Origin of the sequence: Pseudomonas sp. Irchel s3a18, from assembly GCF_900187535.1 — a bacterium.
Lineage (GTDB): Bacteria > Pseudomonadota > Gammaproteobacteria > Pseudomonadales > Pseudomonadaceae > Aquipseudomonas.
On the sequence record NZ_FYDV01000017.1, the window covers coordinates 92,035 to 113,796 of the forward strand.

Consider the following 21,762-nt stretch of genomic DNA (forward strand, 5'->3'; position numbering starts at 1 on the left):
AAATCGTTTCGCGGGCAAGCCCGCTCCCACAGGGGACTTGTAGTGCTGGGGAGAGTGTACCGGGCATGAAAAAGGGAGGCCTTCGCAGGCCTCCCTTTTTTATTGCGTGTTGCCGTTACAGACTGGCAATCCGCGCATGCTGCTCGGCCAGCTTGCCCAGAGCCTGTTCGGCTTCGGCCAGTTTGGCGCGTTCCTTCTCGATGACTTCGGCCGGGGCCTTGTCCACGAAGCCGGCATTGGACAGCTTGCCGCCAACGCGCTGCACTTCACCTTGCAGGCGCTGGATTTCCTTGTCCAGGCGCGCAAGTTCCGCACCCTTGTCGATCAGGCCAGCCATTGGCACCAGCACTTCCATCTCGCCGACCAGGGCGGTGGCGGACAGCGGTGCTTCTTCGCCGGCCGCCAGGACGGTGATCGACTCGAGGCGGGCCAGCTTCTTGAGCAAGGCTTCGTTCTCGGTGAGGCGACGCTGGTCTTCGGCGGATACGTTCTTCAGGAACAGTGGCAGTGGCTTGCCCGGGCCAATGTTCATCTCGCCACGGATGTTGCGCGTGCCGAGCATCAGGCCCTTGAGCCATTCGATGTCGTCTTCGGCGGCTTGATCGATGCGTGCTTCAACGGCCACCGGCCAAGGCTGCAGCATGATGGTCTTGCCTTCGATGCCGGCCAGCGGCGCCAGGCGCTGCCAGATCTCTTCGGTGATGAACGGCATGAACGGGTGAGCCAGGCGCAGGGCCACTTCCAGTACGCGAACCAGGGTGCGACGGGTGCCGCGCTGACGTTCGATCGGTGCGTTTTCGTCCCACAGCACAGGCTTGGACAGCTCCAGGTACCAGTCGCAATACTGGTTCCAGATGAACTCGTACAAGGCTTGTGCGGCCAGGTCGAAACGGAACTGGTCGAGTTGGCGGGTCACTTCGGCTTCGGTGCGCTGCAGCTGGGAAATGATCCAGCGATCGGCCAGCGACAGCTCGTAGGCTTCGCCGTTCTGGCCGCAGTCTTCGCCCTTGTCCAGCACGTAACGCGCGGCGTTCCAGATCTTGTTGCAGAAGTTGCGATAGCCTTCGACGCGGCCCATGTCGAACTTGATGTCGCGACCGGTGGACGCCAGCGAGCAGAACGTGAAGCGCAAGGCGTCGGTGCCGTAGCTGGCGATGCCATCGGCGAACTCGTCGCGGGTCTGCTTCTCGATCTTCTTCGCCAGTTTCGGCTGCATCATGCCGGAGGTGCGTTTCTGCACCAGGGCTTCCAGTTCGATACCGTCGATGATGTCCAGCGGGTCAAGGACGTTGCCCTTGGACTTGGACATTTTCTGGCCCAGGCCATCCCGCACCAGGCCATGCACATACACGGTCTTGAACGGAACCTGCGGCGTGCCGTCTTCGTTTTTCACCAGGTGCATGGTGAGCATGATCATCCGGGCAACCCAGAAGAAAATGATGTCGAAGCCGGTCACCAGGACGTCGGTGGAGTGGAACTTCTTCAGGAACTCAGTCTGCTGCGGCCAGCCGAGGGTGGAGAAGGTCCACAGGCCCGAGCTGAACCAGGTGTCGAGTACGTCGTTGTCCTGCTGCAGCGCAACGTCGGCGCCCAGGTTGTGCTTGGCACGCACTTCGGCTTCGTCGCGGCCGACATAGACCTTGCCCGACTCGTCGTACCAGGCCGGAATCCGGTGGCCCCACCACAGCTGACGGCTGATGCACCAGTCCTGGATGTCACGCATCCACGAGAAGTACATGTTCTCGTACTGTTTCGGTACGAACTGAATGCGGCCGTCTTCAACGGCAGCAATGGCAGGCTCCGCCAATGGCTTGGTGGACACGTACCATTGGTCGGTCAACCACGGTTCGATGATGGTGCCGGAACGGTCGCCTTTCGGTACCTTCAGGGCGTGATCGTCGACACTGACCAGCAGGCCAGCGCCTTCGAACGCAGCGACGATTTGCTTGCGCGCTTCGAAGCGGTCGAGACCAGCGTATTCAGCCGGGATCTTGCCGTCGATGGTGTCGTTCAGGGTCCCGTCGAGGTTGAACACCTGGCAGGCCGACAGCACGGCGGCGTTCTTGTCGAAGATGTTCAGCAGCGGCAGGTTGTGGCGCTTGCCGACTTCGTAGTCGTTGAAATCGTGGGCCGGGGTGATTTTCACGCAGCCGGTGCCGAATTCAGGATCGCAGTAATCGTCGGCGATGATCGGGATGCGGCGGCCAACCAATGGCAGCTCGACAAACTTGCCGATCAGGGCTTTGTAGCGCTCATCGTTCGGGTTAACGGCCACGGCGGAGTCGCCGAGCATGGTTTCCGGACGGGTGGTCGCGACGATCAGGAAGTCGTTGCCTTCAGCAGTCCTGGCGCCGTCGGCCAGCGGGTACTTCAGGTTCCACAGGGAGCCTTTCTCGTCGTGGTTTTCCACTTCGAGGTCGGAAATCGCCGTGTGCAGCTTGGTGTCCCAGTTGACCAGGCGCTTGCCGCGGTAGATCAGGCCGTCTTCGTGCAGGCGCACGAACGCTTCTTTAACCGCTTCCGACAGGCCGTCGTCCATGGTGAAGCGCTCGCGGCTCCAGTCCACGGACGAGCCGAGGCGGCGGATCTGACGGCTGATGTTGCCGCCGGACTCGTCTTTCCATTCCCAGACTTTCTCGAGGAATTTCTCACGGCCCAGGTCGTGGCGGTTCTGGCCCTTGGCTTCGAGCTGGCGTTCCACCAGCATTTGCGTGGCGATACCGGCGTGGTCGGTGCCCGGCTGCCACAGGGTGTTGCGACCCTGCATGCGGCGGAAACGGATCAGGGCGTCCATGATCGCGTTGTTGAAGCCATGGCCCATATGCAGGCTGCCAGTGACGTTCGGTGGCGGGATCATGATGGTGTAGGAGTCGCCCGCGCCTTGCGGGGCGAAGTAGTTCTCGGACTCCCAGGTGTTGTACCAGGAAGTTTCAATGGCGTGCGGCTGGTAGGTCTTATCCATGCGCGGCGGGACCCTATTGGCATTTATTCAGGAAAAGCCGGCAAGTATAGCGGGGCATGGGGCGAAGGGCGAGCAGGCAAGGACAGGGGGCTTGATCAATGACAGCGCTGATCTCCTGTGTGAGCGAGCCTGCTCGCTCGCACAGGAGATAGAGATTATTCGTACTGGCTCAACAGCCGTTCCATTCGCGCATCGAGGCGACGTTTGATTTCTGTCTCGATGTGCGGGGCAAAGTCATCAATGACGTCTTGCATGATCAATTGCGCGGCGGCGCGCAGTTCGCTGTCCAGGTGCAGCATGATGTCGGCCGCTTGCCGGGCTGTCGTCGCTGGAGCGGGGGCGGCCACCGGCGCAGGGGCAGGGGCAGGTTGCTCGATCGCGGCAGCAGGCTGTTTGCCGCTGATCTGATCGAACAGCAAGGGAATCTGGCCTTCATCACCTTCCGGTGTGACGGTTTCGGTCAGCAGGGGCGGTTGCAGGTTGTCATCGCCGAGCAGCTGGCGGATCGACTCGAGGTCATCCAGCAGGTGCGCAGACTTTTGCAGTGGATTTGGAGTGTCCATCGTGTACTCAGAGTCGCTGTAGACGGTGATCTTGCAGAGGATAGCCCTGTTCGCGGTAGAAGCGGAAACTCTCCCGCGCGGCCTGACGAATAGTCGGGTCTTCTACCACCACTTCCGCCACACGGGCAAAGCGCTGGGCAAAGGAGGGGACCTTGAGGTCAAGGTTGACCAGCAGGTCCTGGTGCTGCCCTGGATCGTCTCCCACGCCCAGCACAATCAAACCGTCCGGTTCGCTTTCGGCGTGGCCGTGGGGTACGAAGCTTTCGCCTTTGAAGGCCCACAGCCGTGCATCGAGATCGTCGCGCTGAGCGGCATCGCTGCAGTGCAGGTAGATGCGGTGGCCCATGCGCCAGGCCTTGTCGGTGAGTTTGCAGGCAAAATCCAGTCGTGCAGACGGATCGGCACTGGGCAGGATATAGAAGTCGACTTTGGTCATTGAGGTTCCTGAGCCTTGAGCGGCGTCACCCATGAGCGACGCCGCGCAAGGTCATCGGTTTCAGGCTTTGGCGCGGTCCAGCAGGTACTGGGTCAGCAACGGAACCGGGCGGCCGGTGGCGCCCTTGTCCTTGCCGCCGCTGGTCCAGGCAGTGCCCGCGATGTCCAGGTGCGCCCAGTTCAGGTTCTTGGTGAAGCGCGAGAGGAAGCACGCGGCCGTGATGGTGCCGGCTTTCGGGCCACCAATGTTGGCGATGTCGGCGAACGGGCTGTCCAGCTGTTCCTGATACTCGTCGAACAGCGGCAATTGCCAGGCGCGGTCGTCGGCGGCCTGGCCGGCGCTCAGCAGTTGGCCGATCAGTTCGTCATTGTTGCCCAGCAGGCCCGAGGTGTGGGAGCCCAGGGCAACGACGCACGCGCCCGTCAGGGTGGCGATGTCGATCACGGCCTGTGGCTTGAAGCGCTCGGCGTAGGTCAGGGCGTCGCACAGCACCAGGCGGCCTTCGGCGTCGGTGTTGAGGATTTCCACGGTCTGGCCGCTCATGGTCGTGACGATATCGCCTGGGCGCGAGGCGTTGCCGCTCGGCATGTTCTCGGCGCAGGCCAGGATGCACACCAGGTTGATCGGCAGTTTCAGTTCAAGCACGGCGCGCAGGGTGCCGAACACGCTGGCTGCACCGCCCATGTCGTATTTCATTTCGTCCATGCCGGCACCGGGCTTGAGGCTGATGCCGCCGGTGTCGAAGGTGATACCCTTGCCGACCAGTGCGTACGGCTTCTCGGATTTCTTGCCGCCGTTGTACTGCATGACGATCAGGCGCGGTGGCTGGGCGCTGCCCTGGCCAACGGCGTAGAACGAGCCCATGCCCAGTTCCTTGATTTTCTTCTCGTCAAGAATCTCGACTTTCAGGCCTTTGAATGCCTTGCCCAGGCCCTTGGCCTGTTCGGCGAGGAAGCTCGGGTGGCAGATGTTCGGTGGCAGGTTACCCAGGTCGCGGGTGAAGGACATGCCATGGGCAATCGCGGTGGCGTGGGTCACGGCGCGTTCCACTTCGGCCTGGGCGGCCTTGATGGTCAGCAGGGTGATTTTTTTCAGGGGGCGGGGGTCGGTCTTCTGGCTCTTGAACTGCTCGAAGCTGTACTCGCCGTCTACCAGGGTTTCGGCCAGCAAACGGGTCTTGCCGTAGCTGTCACGACCTTTGACGACCACTTCGTCCAGTGCCAGTGCGGCTTCGCTGCCGCCCAGGCCCTTGAGGGTGTTCAGCACGCCGGCGATGATTTTGCGGAACGGTCGGTCACCCAGTTCGGCATCCTTGCCCACGCCCACCAGCAGCACGCGTTCGGCCTTGAGATTCGGCAGGCTGTGCAGCAACAGGCTCTGGCCTACTTTGCCGGCCAGGTCGCCACGCTTGAGAATGGCGCTGATGGCGCCGCCAGTGAGGTCGTCGATCTGCTTGGCAACGTTGCCGAGTTTGCGGTCTTCGCCGACGGCGACCACCAGAGTGGCGGTTTTCAACGTTTCTGGGCTAACGCTTTTTACAACCAGTTCCATGTCCGGGTCCCTGAATAAATGGTCAAATGGCAGCGTGTCGCACGGCGTGCGCACACGTTTGCCTTTCTATTTGGAAAGACGCTGGTACAGCCTGCGACAAAGGCCGCAGTTTGAACCTCGCGCCCGAGCCAGACAACCCTCGCCAAGCTGATCTTTAATGCATTGCATGCCTGCTTGAGCGTGCGAAGTGACAGGCGCGACCAATCACAGGATAATGCGGCATCTTTTCGAGTGGCTCAGCCTTGCTGGCCGCTGTTTGCTTGTTTGGCCGCCTTAGCCTGACAACCCTGGAGTGTCTGGTTTGATCGTCTTCCGTTATCTGTCCCGCGAAGTCCTGGTGACCCTGAGCGCTGTCAGCGCCGTGCTGTTGGTCATCATCATGAGCGGACGCTTCATCAAATACCTTGCCCAGGCTGCCGCGGGGCTTCTGGATCCGGGTTCGCTGTTCCTGATCATGGGCTTTCGCCTGCCGGGGTTCCTGCAGCTGATCCTGCCGCTGGGGCTGTTCCTGGGGATTCTGCTGGCCTACGGCCGTCTCTACCTGGAAAGCGAGATGACCGTGCTCTCGGCCACAGGCATGAGCCAGCAGCGGCTGTTTGCCTATACCTTGTTTCCGGCCACGCTGGTTGCCTTGCTGGTGGCGTGGCTGAGCCTGAGCCTGGCCCCGCAAGGTGCCAATCAGTTTCAATTGCTGCTGAACTCCCAGGACGCGCTGACCGAATTCGATACGTTGGAGCCAGGCCGTTTCCAGGCCCTGCGCGATGGTACTCGGGTGACCTACACCGAGAAGCTGTCGGACGACCGTATCAATCTGTCGGGGGTATTCATGTCGCAAAAGAATCTCTCCTCCGACAAAAAGGACCGCGGTATCTCGGTCCTGGTAGCTGAAAGCGGTCGTCAGGAAATCATGCCGGACGGCAATCGCTATCTGATCCTGGAAAACGGTTATCGCTACGACGGTAGCCCGGGGCAGGCCGATTACCGGGTCATCAAGTACGACACCCATGGCATGCTGCTGCCAAAGCCTGATGTCAGTGACGAAGTGACCGATCGTGATGCAATCAGCACCCGCACGCTGATGGGCAACGATGACGTGCGCTCCTATGCCGAATTGCAATGGCGCCTGTCGTTGCCGTTGCTGGTCTTCATCGTGACCCTGATGGCGGTGCCGTTGTCGCGGGTCAATCCGCGCCAGGGCCGTTTCCTCAAGCTGCTGCCGGCGATTCTTCTCTACATGGCCTACCTGACTATCCTGATTGCCGCGCGCGGCGCCCTGGAAAAAGGCAACCTGCCGCCCGCGTTGGGCCTGTGGTGGGTTCACGGGATCTTCCTGGCCATTGGCCTGGGCTTGCTGTACTGGGAACCGTTGCGCTTGAAAATGGCGAGTCGCCGCAGCACGTTGGAGGTGGCTCGTGGTTAAGCTCGATCGCTACATTGGTAGCAGTGTGTTCCTGGCGATCCTGGCGGTACTGGGGATTATTCTCGGGCTGGCGACGCTGTTCGCGTTCATCGATGAAATGGGTGATGCCAGCGACACCTACACCGTGATGGATGTCCTGAGCTATGTGCTGCTGACGGCGCCACGTCGCCTGTACGACATGTTGCCGATGGCGGCGCTGATCGGTTGCCTGATCGGGCTTGGAGGTCTGGCCAGCAACAGTGAACTGACCATCATGCGTGCGGCGGGCGTGTCGATCGGGCGGATCGTCTGGGCCGTGATGAAGCCGATGCTGGTCCTGATGGTGGCCGGCCTGCTGATTGGTGAGTACGTGGCGCCGGCGACGGAAACCATTGCTCAGGCCAATCGTTCGCTGGCTCAGGGCAGTGGCAATTCGCAAAGTGCCAAGCACGGCTTGTGGCACCGTCAGGGCGACGAGTTCATTCATGTCAACGCCGTGCAGCCTAACGGCCTGTTATATGGGGTGACCCGCTATCGTTTCGACAACGAACGGCATCTGCTGTCGTCGAGCTTCGCCAGGCGTGCCGAGTTCGACACCGATCACTGGATGCTGAGCGAAGTCACCACCACGTTGTTCCACGACAAGCGCAGTGAAGTGGTGAATACGCCGTCGGAGCGCTGGAATGTGACCCTGAGCCCGCAATTGCTCAGTACTGTAGTGATGGCGCCGGACTCTCTGTCGATCACCGGTTTGTGGGGTTACATCCACTACCTGGCGGAGCAGGGGCTGAACAACGGTCGTTACTGGCTGGCATTTTGGGTCAAGGTGTTGCAACCGCTGGTCACCGCGGCACTGGTGTTGATGGCGATTTCCTTCATCTTCGGTCCACTGCGTTCGGTGACTCTGGGGCAGCGGGTGTTCACCGGGGTGCTGGTGGGCTTTACCTTCCGTATCGTCCAGGATTTGCTGGGACCCTCGAGCCTGGTGTTCGGTTTTCCGCCGCTGTTTGCGGTGCTGTTGCCGGCCGGAGTCTGCGCGCTGGCAGGCTTCTGGCTGCTGCGCCGAGCGGGTTGAACGCAGTATTTTCAGTCTTTGCTGAGCCTATTAGACGCCCCGCTCGCAAGAGCGGGGCGTTTTTGCATTCGACGCCATTGACCTGCAAGCGTGACGCTTGCGTCGTGTATCAGGTACAATTCCCGGCTATTTTTCGGCGGGCTATGCCTGCAGCCTTTTTGAGTGTTGATCCGTGAGTGATTTGAGTCATATCCGCAATTTCTCCATCATCGCCCACATTGACCATGGCAAGTCGACGCTGGCCGATCGCTTCATCCAGATGTGCGGCGGCCTGGCCGAGCGCGAAATGGAAGCCCAGGTACTGGACTCCATGGACCTTGAGCGTGAACGCGGGATCACCATCAAGGCCCACAGCGTCACCCTGTATTACACGGCGCGTGACGGCGTTACCTACCAGTTGAACTTCATTGATACCCCGGGCCACGTCGACTTCACCTATGAAGTCAGCCGCTCCCTGGCGGCCTGTGAGGGTGCGCTGCTGGTGGTCGACGCCGGTCAAGGTGTCGAGGCCCAGTCCGTAGCCAACTGCTACACCGCCATCGAGCAGGGCCTGGAAGTGATGCCGGTACTGAACAAGATCGACCTGCCACAGGCCGATCCAGACCGCGTGAAGGAAGAAATCGAGAAAATCATCGGCATCGATGCCACTGACGCGGTGACTTGCAGTGCCAAGACCGGTCTGGGCGTCGATGAAGTGCTGGAACGCCTGGTAACGACTATTCCTGCGCCGACCGGCAACATCGAAGATCCGCTGCAGGCGTTGATCATCGACTCCTGGTTCGACAACTACCTGGGCGTCGTGTCTCTGGTTCGCGTGCGCCACGGCCGCGTGAAAAAGGGCGACAAGATCCTGGTGAAGTCCACCGGCAAGATCCACCTGGTGGACAGCGTCGGCGTATTCAACCCGAAACACACCGCCACCGTTGACCTGAAGGCCGGTGAAGTAGGCTTCATCATCGCCGGCATCAAGGACATTCACGGTGCGCCGGTGGGTGACACCCTGACCTTGAGCTCGACGCCAGACGTCGACGTGCTGCCAGGCTTCAAGCGCATTCAGCCGCAGGTTTACGCCGGCCTGTTCCCGGTCAGCTCCGACGACTTCGAAGATTTCCGCGAAGCGCTGCAAAAGCTCACCCTGAACGACTCATCGCTGCAATACACCCCGGAAAGCTCCGACGCGCTGGGCTTCGGCTTCCGTTGCGGGTTCCTCGGCATGCTGCACATGGAAATCATCCAGGAGCGCCTGGAGCGCGAGTACGACCTGGACCTGATCACCACCGCGCCGACAGTAATCTTCGAACTGCTGCTCAAGAGCGGTGAGACGATCTACGTCGATAACCCGTCCAAGTTGCCTGACCTGTCGGCCATCGAAGACATGCGCGAACCGATCGTTCGGGCCAACATTCTTGTACCGCAAGAGCACCTGGGCAACGTCATTACCCTGTGCATCGAGAAGCGTGGCGTCCAGCACGACATGCTGTTCCTCGGCTCCCAGGTCCAGGTGACCTACGATTTGCCGATGAACGAAGTGGTCCTGGACTTCTTCGATCGCCTGAAATCCACCAGCCGTGGCTATGCTTCGCTGGACTATCACTTCGATCGTTACCAATCAGCTAATCTGGTGAAGCTGGATGTACTGATCAACGGTGAGAAAGTCGACGCCCTGGCGTTGATCGTGCACCGCGACAATGCGCACTACAAAGGTCGTGCGTTGACCGAGAAGATGAAAGAGCTGATTCCGCGGCAGATGTTCGACGTTGCCATCCAGGCCGCCATTGGCGGGCAGATTGTGGCGCGGACAACCGTCAAGGCACTCAGAAAGAACGTATTGGCCAAATGCTACGGCGGCGACGTCAGCCGTAAGCGCAAGCTGTTGGAAAAGCAAAAGGCCGGTAAAAAACGCATGAAGCAGGTCGGTAACGTGGAAATTCCACAAGAAGCCTTCCTTGCTGTGCTCAGGTTGGATAGTTAGGTCCTATGTCACTAAATTTCCCGCTGTTGCTGGTCATCGCTGTCTTCGTCTGCGGTCTGTTGGCGTTGCTCGATCTGGTGTTTCTGGCACCGCGTCGGCGTTCTGCCATTGCCTCTTATCAGGGCAGTGTCAGCCAACCCGACATGGTGGTGGTCGAGAAGCTGAACAAAGAACCTTTGCTGGTTGAATACGGCAAATCGTTCTTCCCGGTGCTGTTCATCGTGCTGGTGCTGCGTTCGTTTCTGGTCGAGCCGTTCCAGATTCCGTCCGGTTCGATGAAACCGACCCTGGATGTGGGTGACTTCATTCTGGTGAACAAGTTTTCTTACGGGATCCGCTTGCCGGTACTCGACAAGAAAGTCATCGAAGTCGGCGAGCCACAGCGCGGGGATGTGATGGTGTTTCGCTATCCAAGCGACCCTAACGTCAACTACATCAAGCGTGTAGTGGGCCTTCCGGGCGACCAGATTCGCTACACCGCCGACAAGCGCCTGTTCGTCAATGGCCAGTCGATCGCCGAGCAACTGGTCGGCTCCGAGCCAGGTACGCTGGGCAGTGCCGAGCTCTACAAGGAAAAACTGGGCGTCGCCGAGCACATGATCCGCAAGGAAATGAGCCGCTACCGTGCAACGCCTGATCGTTCCTGGACCGTGCCTGCCGGGCACTACTTCATGATGGGCGACAACCGCGACAACTCCAACGACAGTCGCTACTGGGATGATCCGAGCATTCCCAAGAACCTGCTGGGCATGGTTCCCGACCAGAACATCGTCGGCAAGGCTTTCGCGGTCTGGATGAGCTGGCCGGAACCCAAACTCGGTCATCTGCCGAATTTTTCGCGGGTTGGCCTGATCAAGTAATCACACACGGCGCTGTTGAACACAGCGCCGAATGCATTTCTGGCACCGACAGAACGTCGCCGCCAGCGTGCTGACAACGATACTCAGGATGTAATTTTTGAACACAGCGTTAATTGTCCCAGGCCTTCGCAGCTACGCTTTGAAGGAAGTCGACCACGAACTCAGCGTGGGTAAACCGTGAGCGTCTCTTTAAGTCGTCTCGAGCGTCAGCTCGGTTATACCTTCAAGGATCAGGAACTGATGATCCTGGCCCTCACTCACCGCAGCTTTGCCGGGCGTAACAACGAACGCCTGGAATTTCTCGGCGACGCCATCCTCAATTTCGTCGCCGGTGAGGCGCTGTTCGACCGCTTCCCGTTGGCCCGTGAAGGCCAGTTGTCGCGTTTGCGCGCGCGCCTGGTGAAGGGTGAGACGCTGGCGGTGCTGGCGCGCGGTTTCGACCTGGGCGAGTACCTGCGCCTGGGTTCCGGCGAGTTGAAGAGCGGTGGTTTCCGCCGCGAATCGATCCTCGCCGATGCCCTTGAGGCGCTGATCGGTGCGATCTACCTGGACGCCGGCATGGATATGGCGCGCGAACGCGTGCTGGCCTGGCTGACGTCCGAGTTCGAGAGCCTGACACTGGTCGACACCAACAAAGATCCAAAGACCCGCCTGCAAGAGTTCTTGCAGTCGCGTGCCTGTGAGCTGCCGCGTTACGAAGTGGTGGATATCCAGGGTGAGCCGCATTGCCGGACGTTCTTCGTCGAATGTGAAATCACCTTACTGAATGAAAAAAGCCGAGGTCAGGGTGTGAGTCGTCGTATTGCCGAACAGGTAGCGGCCGCCGCAGCACTGATAGCCCTGGGCGTGGAGAATGGCCATGACTGATTCAACTGCAACTCGCTGTGGCTATGTCGCCATCGTCGGCCGCCCGAACGTGGGCAAGTCCACGCTGCTGAACCACATTCTGGGCCAGAAGCTGGCCATCACCTCGCGCAAGCCGCAAACCACCCGCCACAACATGCTCGGGATCAAGACCGAAGGCGCCGTCCAGGCGATCTACGTCGACACCCCCGGTATGCACAAAGGCGGCGAAAAGGCCCTGAACCGCTACATGAACAAGACCGCTTCGGCGGCGTTGAAAGACGTCGACGTGGTGATCTTCGTGGTGGATCGCACCAAGTGGACCGAAGAAGACCAGATGGTCCTCGAGCGTGTCCAGTACGTGACCGGTCCCTTGATCGTGGCGCTGAACAAGACCGACCGCATCGAAGACAAAGCCGAGTTGATGCCGCACCTGAGCTGGTTGCAGGAACAGCTGCCGAATGCACAGATCATCCCGATTTCGGCCCAGCACGGGCATAACCTCGATGCGCTGGAGCGGGTCATTTCCGGGCACTTGCCGGAAAACGATCACTTCTTCCCGGAAGACCAGATCACCGACCGCAGCAGTCGTTTCCTTGCCGCCGAACTGGTGCGCGAGAAAATCATGCGCCAGATGGGCGCCGAGCTGCCGTACCAGATCACCGTGGAAATCGAAGAGTTCAAGCAGCAGGGCAAAACCCTGCATATCCATGCCTTGATCCTCGTTGAGCGTGACGGCCAGAAGAAAATCATCATTGGCGACAAGGGCGAGCGCATCAAGCGCATCGGCACCGAAGCGCGCAAGGACATGGAGCTGCTGTTTGACTCCAAGATCATGCTCAACCTGTGGGTCAAGGTGAAGGGCGGCTGGTCCGACGATGAGCGCGCCCTGCGTTCGCTGGGTTATGGCGACCTGTAAATCCGGTTCCTGATACACAGCAGAACCCCCTGTGGGAGCGGGCTTGCCCGCGATGAGGATGTAACATTCAATGAAGATGTTGAATGTGAGTCCGCCATCGCGAGCAAGCCCGCTCCCACTTTGGTTTTGGGTTGTTTGTAAAACTGCGTTTCCTCATTGAGAACTCCGATTTCCATGTCCCAGCCCCTCAGCCAACCCGCCTATGTCCTGCACTCTCGGGCCTATCGTGAAAGCAGCGCGCTGGTGGACTTCCTCACGCCGCAAGGCCGGCTGCGGGCGGTGTTGCGCAGTGCGCGTGGTAAGGCGGGGACCTTGGCGCGACCGTTCGTGCCCCTGGAGGTCGAGTTCCGGGGGAGGGGCGAGCTGAAGAACGTTGGCCGCATGGAAAGCGCAGGCGTTTCCACCTGGCTCAATGGCGAGGCGCTGTTCAGTGGCCTGTACCTCAACGAGCTGCTGATCCGCTTGCTGCCCTCCGAAGATCCCCATCCCGCGGTATTCGATCACTACGCGGCGACCTTGCTGGCCCTCGCCGAAGGGCGTCCGCTGGAGCCCTTGCTGCGTTCATTCGAATGGCGGTTGCTGGATGACCTGGGGTACGGCTTTGCGCTGAACAGGGATATTCACCAGGCTCCCATCGAAGTCGATGGTATGTACCGTCTGAAGGTGGACGCCGGGCTTGAGCGGGTCTACCTGCTGCAGCCCGGTCTGTTCAACGGCGCCGAATTGTTGGCTATGGCTGAGGCTGACTGGAGCGCGCCGGGTGCATTGCCTGCCGCCAAGCGCCTGATGCGCCAGGCACTGGCCGTCCATCTGGGCGGTCGGCCGCTGGTCAGTCGCGAGCTGTTTCGCAAACCGTAGGGGCGGTTGTTGCCGGCTGGCCTTCACCTGGCGTCAACAGACCCGGTATCCCCGTGTATGCTGTGCACCGAACTTTCTCTTCTTCTGGAGCGCTTCCGTGACCACCAGCACCCGCATTCTTCTTGGCGTGAACATCGACCACGTTGCCACCCTGCGTCAGGCCCGGGGCACCCGCTACCCTGATCCCGTGAAGGCGGCGCTGGATGCGGAAGAGGCGGGGGCTGACGGCATCACCGTGCATTTGCGCGAAGATCGCCGGCACATCCAGGAGCGCGACGTGCTGCTGCTCAAGGACGTGCTGCAAACCCGCATGAACTTCGAAATGGGCGTCACCGAGGAAATGATGGCGTTCGCCGAGCGCATTCGTCCGGCGCACATTTGCCTGGTCCCGGAAACCCGCCAGGAACTGACCACCGAAGGCGGCCTGGATGTCGCAGGACAGGAAGCCCGGATCAAGGCGGCGGTGGAGCGCCTGGCGAAAATCGGCTGTGAAGTGTCGCTGTTCATTGACGCCGATGAGCGTCAGATCGAGGCGTCGAAACGCGTCGGCGCCCCGGCCATCGAGTTGCATACCGGTCGCTACGCCGATGCGCAGACGCCCACCGAAGTTGCTGAAGAGTTGCAGCGCGTCGCCGACGGTGTGGCCTGCGGCCTGGCTCAGGGCCTGATCGTCAATGCTGGCCACGGCTTGCATTATCACAACGTTGAAGCGGTCGCCGCCATCAAGGGCATCAATGAGCTGAACATCGGCCACGCGCTGGTGGCGCATGCCCTGTTCGTCGGGTTCAAGTCGGCGGTATCGGAAATGAAAGCGTTGATTCTGGCAGCCGCGGCAAAAGCCTGAGGTAGATCGTTCCCACGCGGGAGCGTCACTAGTGTCCGGTAAAAACCGAAGGGGGAGCTTGCTCCCCCTTGCTCTTGGCGGCCTTCGGTCATAATCGGATCTTTCAGACTCGATTTTGACTCATGTTTTCCAGCACCCGTTTAGCCCAACTACTCAGTGCGATCCCGCGCCTGTTCTTCCAGCAATCCACCGAAACGCATCAGGCTGATCGTTACGTCAAACGCTGTACGTCCTGGCAATTGTTGGTGACATTGATCAGCGGCCATCTGACCCAAGCCTTGAGCCTGCGGTCCCTGGCGACTTTCTCCGAGACTCTGGCTGCGCATAGCTACCATCTGCAGGCCGGTCCCATTGCTCGCTCGACACTGTCGGATGCCTTGAACAAGCGTGACTACCGGCCGTTTCAGGACCTTTGCGAACTCCTGTTACGCGGCGTCAGTCACCAGCAGCGCAAGGCAGTCGGCGCCATGGTCAGCTTAATTGACTCCACGTCCATTACCTTGCGCGGACCTCACTTCGATGATTGGACTGCCGCGACGAAAACCCGCATTACACAAGGTCTCAAAGTGCATGTAGGGCTGGATCTGGCGCAGTTGGCCCCGGTCTACGTGAACATTACTCACGCCAACGTCAACGACCTGAGTGACGCGTTGGACATGCCGATTCAGGCCGGCATAAGGGCTACTGCGATTACAACTGGTGGCACCAGTTGCAAACCAAGGGGGCTCTGTTCGTTACCCGGTTGAAGAAAAACGCCAATATCAAGGTGCTGCACGAGCACTCAAATGTGGCTGAGCACAGCGTGGTCATGACCGATGAAGTCATACGGTTCGGCAAAAAGCACCTAGGCGGCAAACGTCTGAATGACTACTGGGAAGAGCCGGTAAGGCGTGTCGTGGTTGCACGCGAGGGGCATGCAACGCCGCTGATCCTGGTGACCAACGACTTCGCGAGAACCGCTGAAGAAATCGCTGATTTGTACAAAGATCGTTGGAAAATCGAGCTGTTTTTCAAGTGGATCAAGCAACATCTGAAACTCAAACGCTTCTATGCCTTCTCCGAAAACGCCGTGCGCCTACAGATCTACAGTGCCTTGATCAGCTACCTGCTGTTGCACCTTTTCCAGCGCCGCTCAGGGTTTCCCGGCTCGTTATTTGAACTGACGGTTCGCATCGCTCATGTCCTGCATGAACGGCCTGCTACCCAAGAATTCAAAGACCGACGAAGGCAGGAGCGAGAAAAGCTGAAGGCTGCCCAAGGCAGCCTTCAGCTATGACACATGTTTACCGGACACTAGTGACGCGGGAGCGTGGGATCGATCAGTGTCAAAGCGGCGAGTTGTCTTGCGGCGGCTTGGTCTTGTCGATGCCCGGTACATGCAGGTTGCCTTCGGCAATCTGGTCACCCTCTAGCTGCGGCTGTGTGACCCACGTCAGGATGTCGTAGTAGCGGCGGATGTTCGCCACGAAATGCACCGGCTCGCCGCCACGGGCGTAGCCATACCGCGTCTTGCTGTACCACTGCTTCTGCGACAGGCGCGGCAGGATCTTTTTCACGTCCAGCCACTTGTTGGGGTTCAACCCTTCCTTGGCCGCCAGCTTGCGTGCGTCATCCAGGTGGCCGCTGCCCACGTTGTACGCGGCCAGGGCAAACCAGGTGCGGTCCGGCTCCTTGATCGAGTCGTCCAGTTGATCTTTCATATAGGCTAGGTACTTGGCGCCGCCCATGATGCTTTGCCTGGCGTCCAGGCGATTGGACACGCCCATGGCCTGCGCGGTGTTCTGGGTCAGCATCATCAGGCCGCGCACCCCGGTCTTGGAGGTGACGGTCGGTTGCCACAGCGATTCCTGATAACCGATCGCCGCCAGCAGGCGCCAGTCGACTTTCTCTTTCTTGGCGTACATCTTGAAGTGCTGTTCGTACTTGGGCAGCCGTTGTTGCAGGTGCTGGGCGAAGGTGGTGGCACCCATATAGCCGAGTACGTCGACATGCCCGTAATAGCGATCCTTGAGGCGTTGCAGGGTGCCGTTTTTCTGCACCTTGTCGAGGTAGGTGTTGATCTCGTTGAGCAGGCTGTTGTCGTCGCCGGCGGCCACGGCCCAGCTCTGGTTGCTGGCGTCGCCCAGGTCGAACGCCACCCGGACGTTAGGGAAGTACACCTGGTTCATGGCCACTTCGTTGGAATCGACCAGTGTCAGATCGATCTGACCGTCGTCCACCATGCGCAGTAGGTCTACGACCTCAACGGCGTCAGACTCTTCGTATTCAATTCTGGGGTTTTTCTGTTTCAGCGCTGCCAATTGCTCGGCGTGGGTGCTGCCCTTGAGCGCCATGATCTTCTTGCCCACCAGATCCGCCGGATTAGTAGGGCGTGACTGGCCGTTGCGGTAGATGATCTGTGGGGTGACTTCCAGATACGAGTGGGAAAACCTGACCTGTGCCTTGCGTTTCTCGCTGCTGACCAGACCGGCAGCAGCGAGTACCGGGCCGTTAGGCTTGCCCACCTGATCAAACAGATCGTCAAGGTTGTCGGCGGTTTCGATCTTCAGCTCAACCCCCAGATCGTCGGCGAAGCGCTTCACCAGCTCGTATTCGAAGCCGGTTTCACCGTTGCGATCCTGGAAGTAGGTGGCCGGGCTGTTACGCGTCACCACGCGCAGCACACCATCCTCCTTTACGCGCTCCAGGGTGTTGGGTTTATCAACACAGCCGCCGAGCATCAGGAAGAGTCCGGTTGCGATGAGCCATTTGGCGTATCGCGGACGTAAGACCATTGGGGAAAACATCTGCGCAGTATACGCAAAGGACCACGGCCGCCATATCTCGACAGCACAGGGCTTGTCTGCTAGAGGCCCGGAAACTCGAGCAAAGCCCTCAAGAACGGGCATTGAGGGCTTATCAGGGGGGCTGAAATAACCCTTTGAACTTGAGCTGATGAGCATTGGTTATAGGCCTCAAACCCCTGGCCGACGTTCGGACGATATCGGGCGTAGCGTTTCGGGTGCTGTCGCGGACGGTTTAGGCTAGAATGCACGGCCTCAAAGCACACCCCTTCCCGAGGCTGTCCCGAAGATGTTGATCCTGCGCGGCGCTCCTGCCCTTTCTGCCTTTCGCCACAGCAAACTCCTTGAGCAACTGAGCCAGAAGGTCCCGGCTGTCAGTGGCCTGTATGCTGAATTCGCTCACTTCGCCGAAGTTACCGGCGTCCTGACCGGCGACGAACAGCAGGTGCTTGCGCGCCTTCTGAAGTACGGCCCCAGCGTTCCAGTACAAGAGCCGACCGGTCGCCTGTTCCTGGTGTTGCCACGTTTCGGCACCATCTCGCCATGGTCGAGCAAGGCCAGCGACATTGCCCGCAACTGTGGCCTGGGGAAAATCCAGCGCCTGGAGCGCGGCATCGCTTTCTACGTCACCGGTGAGTTCACCGACGTACAGGCCCAGCTTGTTGCTGATGCACTGCACGACCGCATGACCCAGATCGTCCTGGAAAACCTGGAGCAGGCTGCCGGCCTGTTCAGTCACGCCGAACCCAAGCCGTTGACGGCGATCGACGTACTGGGTGGCGGTCGCGCCGCGCTGGAAACTGCCAACGTCGAACTGGGCCTGGCCCTGGCTGAAGACGAGATTGACTATCTGGTCAACGCTTTCATCGGCTTGAAGCGCAACCCGCACGACATCGAACTGATGATGTTTGCCCAGGCGAACTCCGAGCATTGCCGTCACAAGATCTTCAACGCCAGTTGGGACATCGACGGCGAGAGCCAGGAAAAAAGCCTGTTCGGCATGATCAAGAACACCTACGTGATGCACAGCGAAGGCGTTCTGTCGGCTTATAAGGACAATGCTTCGGTCATCGTCGGCAGCGTCGCCGGCCGTTTCTTCCCGGATCCTGAAACCCGCCAGTACGGCGCGGTGCAGGAACCGGTGCACATCCTGATGAAAGTCGAAACCCACAACCACCCGACCGCGATTGCTCCGTTCCCCGGCGCGTCCACCGGTTCCGGTGGCGAGATTCGCGACGAAGGCGCCACCGGTCGCGGTGCCAAGCCGAAGGCTGGCCTGACCGGTTTCACCGTGTCCAACCTTCAGATCCCGGGCTTCGAACAGCCGTGGGAAGTGCCGTACGGCAAGCCCGAGCGCATCGTCACCGCGCTGGACATCATGATCGAAGGCCCATTGGGCGGCGCTGCATTCAACAACGAATTCGGCCGTCCGGCGTTGACCGGCTACTTCCGTACCTTCGAACAATCCATCACCACTCCGCACGGTGATGAAGTTCGCGGTTACCACAAGCCGATCATGCTGGCCGGCGGTATGGGCAACATCCGTGAAGGGCACGTCAAGAAAGGCGAAATTCTCGTTGGTTCCAAGCTGATCGTGCTGGGCGGCCCGGCGATGCTCATCGGCCTGGGTGGCGGCGCAGCTTCCTCCATGGCCACCGGCACCAGCTCGGCTGACCTGGACTTCGCTTCGGTACAGCGTGAGAACCCGGAAATGGAACGCCGTTGCCAGGAAGTCATCGACCGTTGCTGGCAGTTGGGTGAACACAACCCGATCAGTTTCATTCACGACGTGGGTGCCGGCGGCCTGTCCAACGCCTTCCCGGAACTGGTTAACGACGGCGACCGTGGTGGCCGTTTCGAACTGCGCAACATTCCAAACGACGAGCCGGGCATGGCCCCGCACGAGATCTGGAGTAACGAATCCCAGGAACGCTACGTTCTGGCGGTCGGCCCTGCCGACTTCGAGCGCTTCAAGGCGATCTGCGAGCGTGAGCGTTGCCCATTCGCCGTGGTCGGCGAAGCCACTGCCGAGCCGCAACTGACGGTCACCGACAGCCACTTCGGCAACAGCCCGGTGGACATGCCGCTCGAAGTGCTGCTGGGCAAAGCCCCGCGCATGCACCGTTCGGTGGTTCGTGAAAACGAACTGGGCGACGACTTCGATCCGTCGACCCTGAACATCGCCGACTGTGTCGAGCGCGTGCTGCATCACCCGGCCGTGGCCAGCAAGAGCTTCCTGATCACCATTGGCGACCGCACCATCACCGGCCTCGTGGCCCGTGACCAGATGGTCGGCCCGTGGCAGGTTCCGGTGGCCGACGTTGCCGTCACCGCCACCAGCTTCGACGTCTACACCGGTGAAGCCATGGCCATGGGCGAGCGTACTCCGCTGGCGCTGCTGGACGCTCCGGCGTCGGGTCGCATGGCCATCGGTGAAACCCTGACCAACATTGCAGCCTCGCGCATCGGCAAGCTCTCCGACATCAAGCTGTCGGCGAACTGGATGTCGGCTGCCGGCCACCCGGGCGAAGACGCGCGTCTGTACGACACCGTCAAAGCGGTCGGCATGGAACTGTGCCCTGAGCTGGGCATCACCATTCCGGTGGGCAAGGACTCGATGTCCATGGCCACTCGCTGGAACGACGAAGGCGTGGACAAGACCGTGACGTCGCCGATGTCGCTGATCGTGACCGGTTTCGCGCCAGTGACGGACATTCGCCAGACCCTGACCCCGCAACTGCGCATGGACAAGGGCACCACCGACCTGATCCTGATCGACCTGGGGCGTGGCCAGAACCGCATGGGCGCTTCGATCCTCGCCCAGGTTCACGGCAAGCTCGGTAGCCAGGCTCCGGACGTCGATGACGCCGAAGACCTGAAAGCCTTCTTCGCGGTGATCCAGGGCCTCAACGCCGACGGCCACCTACTGGCTTACCACGACCGTTCCGACGGCGGTCTGTTGACCAGCGCCGTGGAGATGGCCTTCGCCGGCCACTGCGGCCTGAGCCTGAACCTCGACGGTCTGGCGGAAACATCGGCCGACATCGCTTCGATCCTGTTCAACGAAGAACTGGGTGCAGTGATCCAGGTTCGCCAGGACTCCACTCCGGACATCCTCGCGCAATTCAGCGCTGCGGGCCTGGGCGACTGCGTGTCGGTGATCGGTCAGCCGATGAACAACGGCGAGATCAGCATCACCTTCAACGGCGACACCGTGTTCGAAGGCCAGCGTCGCCTGCTGCAGCGCCAATGGGCTGAGACCAGCTACCAGATCCAGCGCCTGCGTGATAACGCCGACTGCGCCGATCAAGAGTTCGACGTCCTGCTGGAAGAAGACAACCCGGGCCTGAGCGTCAAGCTGAGCTACGACGTCAACCAGGACATCGCCGCGCCTTACATCAAGAAAGGCATTCGCCCACAGGTTGCCGTGCTGCGTGAGCAGGGCGTCAATGGTCAGGTGGAAATGGCGGCCGCGTTCGACCGCGCCGGTTTCAACGCGATCGACGTGCACATGAGCGACATTCTGGCCGGCCGTGTCGATCTGAACGAGTTCAAGGGCCTGGTGGCGTGTGGTGGTTTCTCCTACGGCGACGTTCTCGGTGCCGGTGAAGGCTGGGCCAAGTCGGCGCTGTTCAACAGCCGTGCCCGTGATGCGTTCCAGGGTTTCTTCGAGCGTAACGACAGCTTCACCCTCGGCGTGTGCAACGGTTGCCAGATGATGTCCAACCTGCACGAACTGATCCCGGGCAGCGAGTTCTGGCCGCACTTCGTGCGTAACCGTTCCGAGCAGTTCGAAGCCCGCGTGGCCATGGTCCAGGTGCAGGAGTCGAACTCGATCTTCCTGCAAGGCATGGCCGGTTCGCGCATGCCAATCGCCATCGCCCACGGTGAAGGCCATGCCGAGTTCGAAAGCGAAGAAGCACTGCTGCAAGCCGATCTGTCGGGTTGCGTGGCGATGCGTTTCGTCGACAACCACGGCAAGGTCACCGAAAGCTACCCGGCCAACCCGAACGGCTCGCCGCGCGGGATCACCGGCCTCACCAGCCGTGACGGTCGCGTGACCATCATGATGCCGCACCCGGAGCGTGTGTTCCGCGCCGTGCAGAACTCGTGGCGCTCGGAAGAGTGGAACGAAGATGCACCGTGGATGCGCATGTTCCGTAATGCTCGCGTGTGGGTTAACTAAGCGCTGTGTACAAGCTTTCCTTTTTTGTTCCGGCCAGTCATGTGGAACAGGTCAAAAGTGCCGTATTCGCCGCCGGTGGCGGCCGAATCGGTGACTATGACCACTGTGCGTGGCAGGTGCTCGGCTTGGGTCAGTTTCGTCCGTTGGATGGCAGTCAGCCGTTCATTGGCGAGGCCGGACAGGTCGAGCAGGTTGAGGAATGGAAGGTCGAGCTTGTCGTGGCCGATGAGTTGATTCGCTCGGTGGTGATGGCTTTGAAACAGAGCCATCCCTACGAGACACCGGCGTATGAGGTGTGGCGGTTGGAGGATTTCTGATCGTCCTGGCCGCTGAAATGAGAAACCCGCTGATTCGTCAGCGGGTTTTTTATTGCGTGCGCCAGGTATGGCGCGTTGCGCGTAAGCGCAACCAGTTTGGCTATGGTGGCCACGCTGGTGACTTGGAGGTGCAAGTCCTCTACACACCCGGCAAGGGGAAGTGTTAGCCAGAGGCAAGGGTGTCGCGGGTGACC

17 protein-coding genes are annotated in these 21,762 nt (G+C 60.3%); 12 read left to right on the forward strand and 5 right to left on the reverse strand.

Annotation, left to right across the window (positions count from 1 at the left end):
• Positions 1-115: 115 nt before the first annotated feature.
• From CKW29_RS20670 to CKW29_RS20685, 4 genes are all read right to left on the reverse strand, one after another.
• Entirely contained in the window at positions 116-2,962 is a 2,847-nt protein-coding gene (locus tag CKW29_RS20670) for a valine--tRNA ligase (protein ID WP_095144878.1), read from the reverse strand.
• A 155-nt stretch (positions 2,963-3,117) separates the two neighbouring features.
• Positions 3,118-3,525, reverse strand: coding sequence for a DNA polymerase III subunit chi (locus CKW29_RS20675; RefSeq protein ID WP_095144877.1), 408 nt, complete (start codon positions 3,523-3,525; stop codon positions 3,118-3,120).
• A gap of 7 nt (positions 3,526-3,532) precedes the next feature.
• Positions 3,533-3,961 (reverse strand): DNA polymerase III subunit chi, encoded by a 429-nt coding sequence (locus tag CKW29_RS20680; RefSeq protein ID WP_095077638.1) that lies wholly within the window; start codon positions 3,959-3,961, stop codon positions 3,533-3,535.
• A 60-nt stretch (positions 3,962-4,021) separates the two neighbouring features.
• On the reverse strand, positions 4,022-5,512 hold the full coding sequence (locus CKW29_RS20685; RefSeq protein WP_095144876.1) for a leucyl aminopeptidase: 1,491 nt from the start codon (positions 5,510-5,512) through the stop codon (positions 4,022-4,024).
• A 301-nt stretch (positions 5,513-5,813) separates the two neighbouring features.
• On the opposite strand from CKW29_RS20685, the gene lptF reads away from it, so the two are divergent.
• The 10 genes from lptF (at position 5,814) to CKW29_RS26135 (ending at position 15,558) form a co-directional block, all read left to right on the forward strand.
• Positions 5,814-6,932: an LPS export ABC transporter permease LptF gene (lptF, locus tag CKW29_RS20690; protein WP_095144875.1), complete on the forward strand. Its 1,119-nt coding sequence runs from the start codon at positions 5,814-5,816 to the stop codon at positions 6,930-6,932.
• A complete protein-coding gene (gene lptG, locus CKW29_RS20695) occupies positions 6,925-7,986 on the forward strand; it encodes an LPS export ABC transporter permease LptG (protein ID WP_095144874.1) in 1,062 nt (353 codons plus the stop codon). Before lptF ends, lptG begins: the two co-directional genes overlap by 8 nt.
• A gap of 172 nt (positions 7,987-8,158) precedes the next feature.
• Positions 8,159-9,958, forward strand: a complete 1,800-nt coding sequence (gene lepA / locus CKW29_RS20700) for a translation elongation factor 4 (protein ID WP_095144873.1) — start codon at positions 8,159-8,161, stop codon at positions 9,956-9,958.
• Positions 9,959-9,963: 5 nt separating this feature from the next.
• Positions 9,964-10,818, forward strand: coding sequence for a signal peptidase I (lepB, locus tag CKW29_RS20705; RefSeq protein WP_095077629.1), 855 nt, complete (start codon positions 9,964-9,966; stop codon positions 10,816-10,818).
• Between the two features lie 177 nt (positions 10,819-10,995).
• Entirely contained in the window at positions 10,996-11,685 is a 690-nt protein-coding gene (rnc, locus tag CKW29_RS20710; RefSeq protein ID WP_095077627.1) for a ribonuclease III, read from the forward strand.
• A complete protein-coding gene (gene era / locus CKW29_RS20715) occupies positions 11,678-12,580 on the forward strand; it encodes a GTPase Era (protein WP_095077626.1) in 903 nt (300 codons plus the stop codon). The genes rnc and era overlap by 8 nt, the downstream gene beginning before the upstream one ends.
• Positions 12,581-12,754: 174 nt before the next feature.
• Positions 12,755-13,438 carry a DNA repair protein RecO gene (gene recO, locus CKW29_RS20720; protein WP_095149016.1) on the forward strand — a complete coding sequence of 228 codons (684 nt, stop codon included), beginning with the start codon at positions 12,755-12,757 and terminating at the stop codon, positions 13,436-13,438.
• Positions 13,439-13,535: 97 nt separating this feature from the next.
• On the forward strand, positions 13,536-14,282 hold the full coding sequence (gene pdxJ / locus CKW29_RS20725) for a pyridoxine 5'-phosphate synthase (protein ID WP_095149017.1): 747 nt from the start codon (positions 13,536-13,538) through the stop codon (positions 14,280-14,282).
• A 122-nt stretch (positions 14,283-14,404) separates the two neighbouring features.
• Positions 14,405-15,028 carry a DUF4372 domain-containing protein gene (locus CKW29_RS26130; RefSeq protein ID WP_256584926.1) on the forward strand — a complete coding sequence of 208 codons (624 nt, stop codon included), beginning with the start codon at positions 14,405-14,407 and terminating at the stop codon, positions 15,026-15,028.
• Positions 14,992-15,558, forward strand: a complete 567-nt coding sequence (locus CKW29_RS26135; protein ID WP_256584927.1) for an IS4 family transposase — start codon at positions 14,992-14,994, stop codon at positions 15,556-15,558. The genes CKW29_RS26130 and CKW29_RS26135 overlap by 37 nt, the downstream gene beginning before the upstream one ends.
• A 49-nt stretch (positions 15,559-15,607) precedes the next feature.
• Here the strand turns inward: CKW29_RS26135 and mltF are convergent, their stop codons facing one another.
• Positions 15,608-17,068 carry a membrane-bound lytic murein transglycosylase MltF gene (mltF, locus tag CKW29_RS20740; RefSeq protein WP_095144869.1) on the reverse strand — a complete coding sequence of 487 codons (1,461 nt, stop codon included), beginning with the start codon at positions 17,066-17,068 and terminating at the stop codon, positions 15,608-15,610.
• A gap of 286 nt (positions 17,069-17,354) precedes the next feature.
• On the opposite strand from mltF, the gene purL reads away from it, so the two are divergent.
• Together purL and CKW29_RS20750 are read left to right on the forward strand one after the other, a co-directional pair.
• A complete protein-coding gene (gene purL / locus CKW29_RS20745; RefSeq protein ID WP_095149018.1) occupies positions 17,355-21,251 on the forward strand; it encodes a phosphoribosylformylglycinamidine synthase in 3,897 nt (1,298 codons plus the stop codon).
• A 5-nt stretch (positions 21,252-21,256) separates the two neighbouring features.
• Complete coding sequence (locus CKW29_RS20750; RefSeq protein WP_095144867.1) at positions 21,257-21,568, forward strand: YqfO family protein; 312 nt, start codon at positions 21,257-21,259, stop codon at positions 21,566-21,568.
• Positions 21,569-21,762: the final 194 nt, after the last annotated feature.

Excerpts from the sequence above, each read along its gene's own strand:
- CKW29_RS20670 (WP_095144878.1), bottom strand. The coding sequence starts at position 2,962 with ATGGATAAGACCTACCAGCCGCACGCCATTGAAACTTCCTGGTACAAC.
- CKW29_RS20675 (WP_095144877.1), bottom strand. The coding sequence starts at position 3,525 with ATGGACACTCCAAATCCACTGCAAAAGTCTGCGCACCTGCTGGATGAC.
- CKW29_RS20680 (WP_095077638.1), bottom strand. The coding sequence starts at position 3,961 with ATGACCAAAGTCGACTTCTATATCCTGCCCAGTGCCGATCCGTCTGCA.
- CKW29_RS20685 (WP_095144876.1), bottom strand. The coding sequence starts at position 5,512 with ATGGAACTGGTTGTAAAAAGCGTTAGCCCAGAAACGTTGAAAACCGCC.
- lepB (WP_095077629.1), top strand. The coding sequence starts at position 9,964 with ATGTCACTAAATTTCCCGCTGTTGCTGGTCATCGCTGTCTTCGTCTGC.
- era (WP_095077626.1), top strand. The coding sequence starts at position 11,678 with ATGACTGATTCAACTGCAACTCGCTGTGGCTATGTCGCCATCGTCGGC.
- recO (WP_095149016.1), top strand. The coding sequence starts at position 12,755 with ATGTCCCAGCCCCTCAGCCAACCCGCCTATGTCCTGCACTCTCGGGCC.
- CKW29_RS26130 (WP_256584926.1), top strand. The coding sequence starts at position 14,405 with ATGTTTTCCAGCACCCGTTTAGCCCAACTACTCAGTGCGATCCCGCGC.
- mltF (WP_095144869.1), bottom strand. The coding sequence starts at position 17,068 with ATGTTTTCCCCAATGGTCTTACGTCCGCGATACGCCAAATGGCTCATC.
- purL (WP_095149018.1), top strand. The coding sequence starts at position 17,355 with ATGTTGATCCTGCGCGGCGCTCCTGCCCTTTCTGCCTTTCGCCACAGC.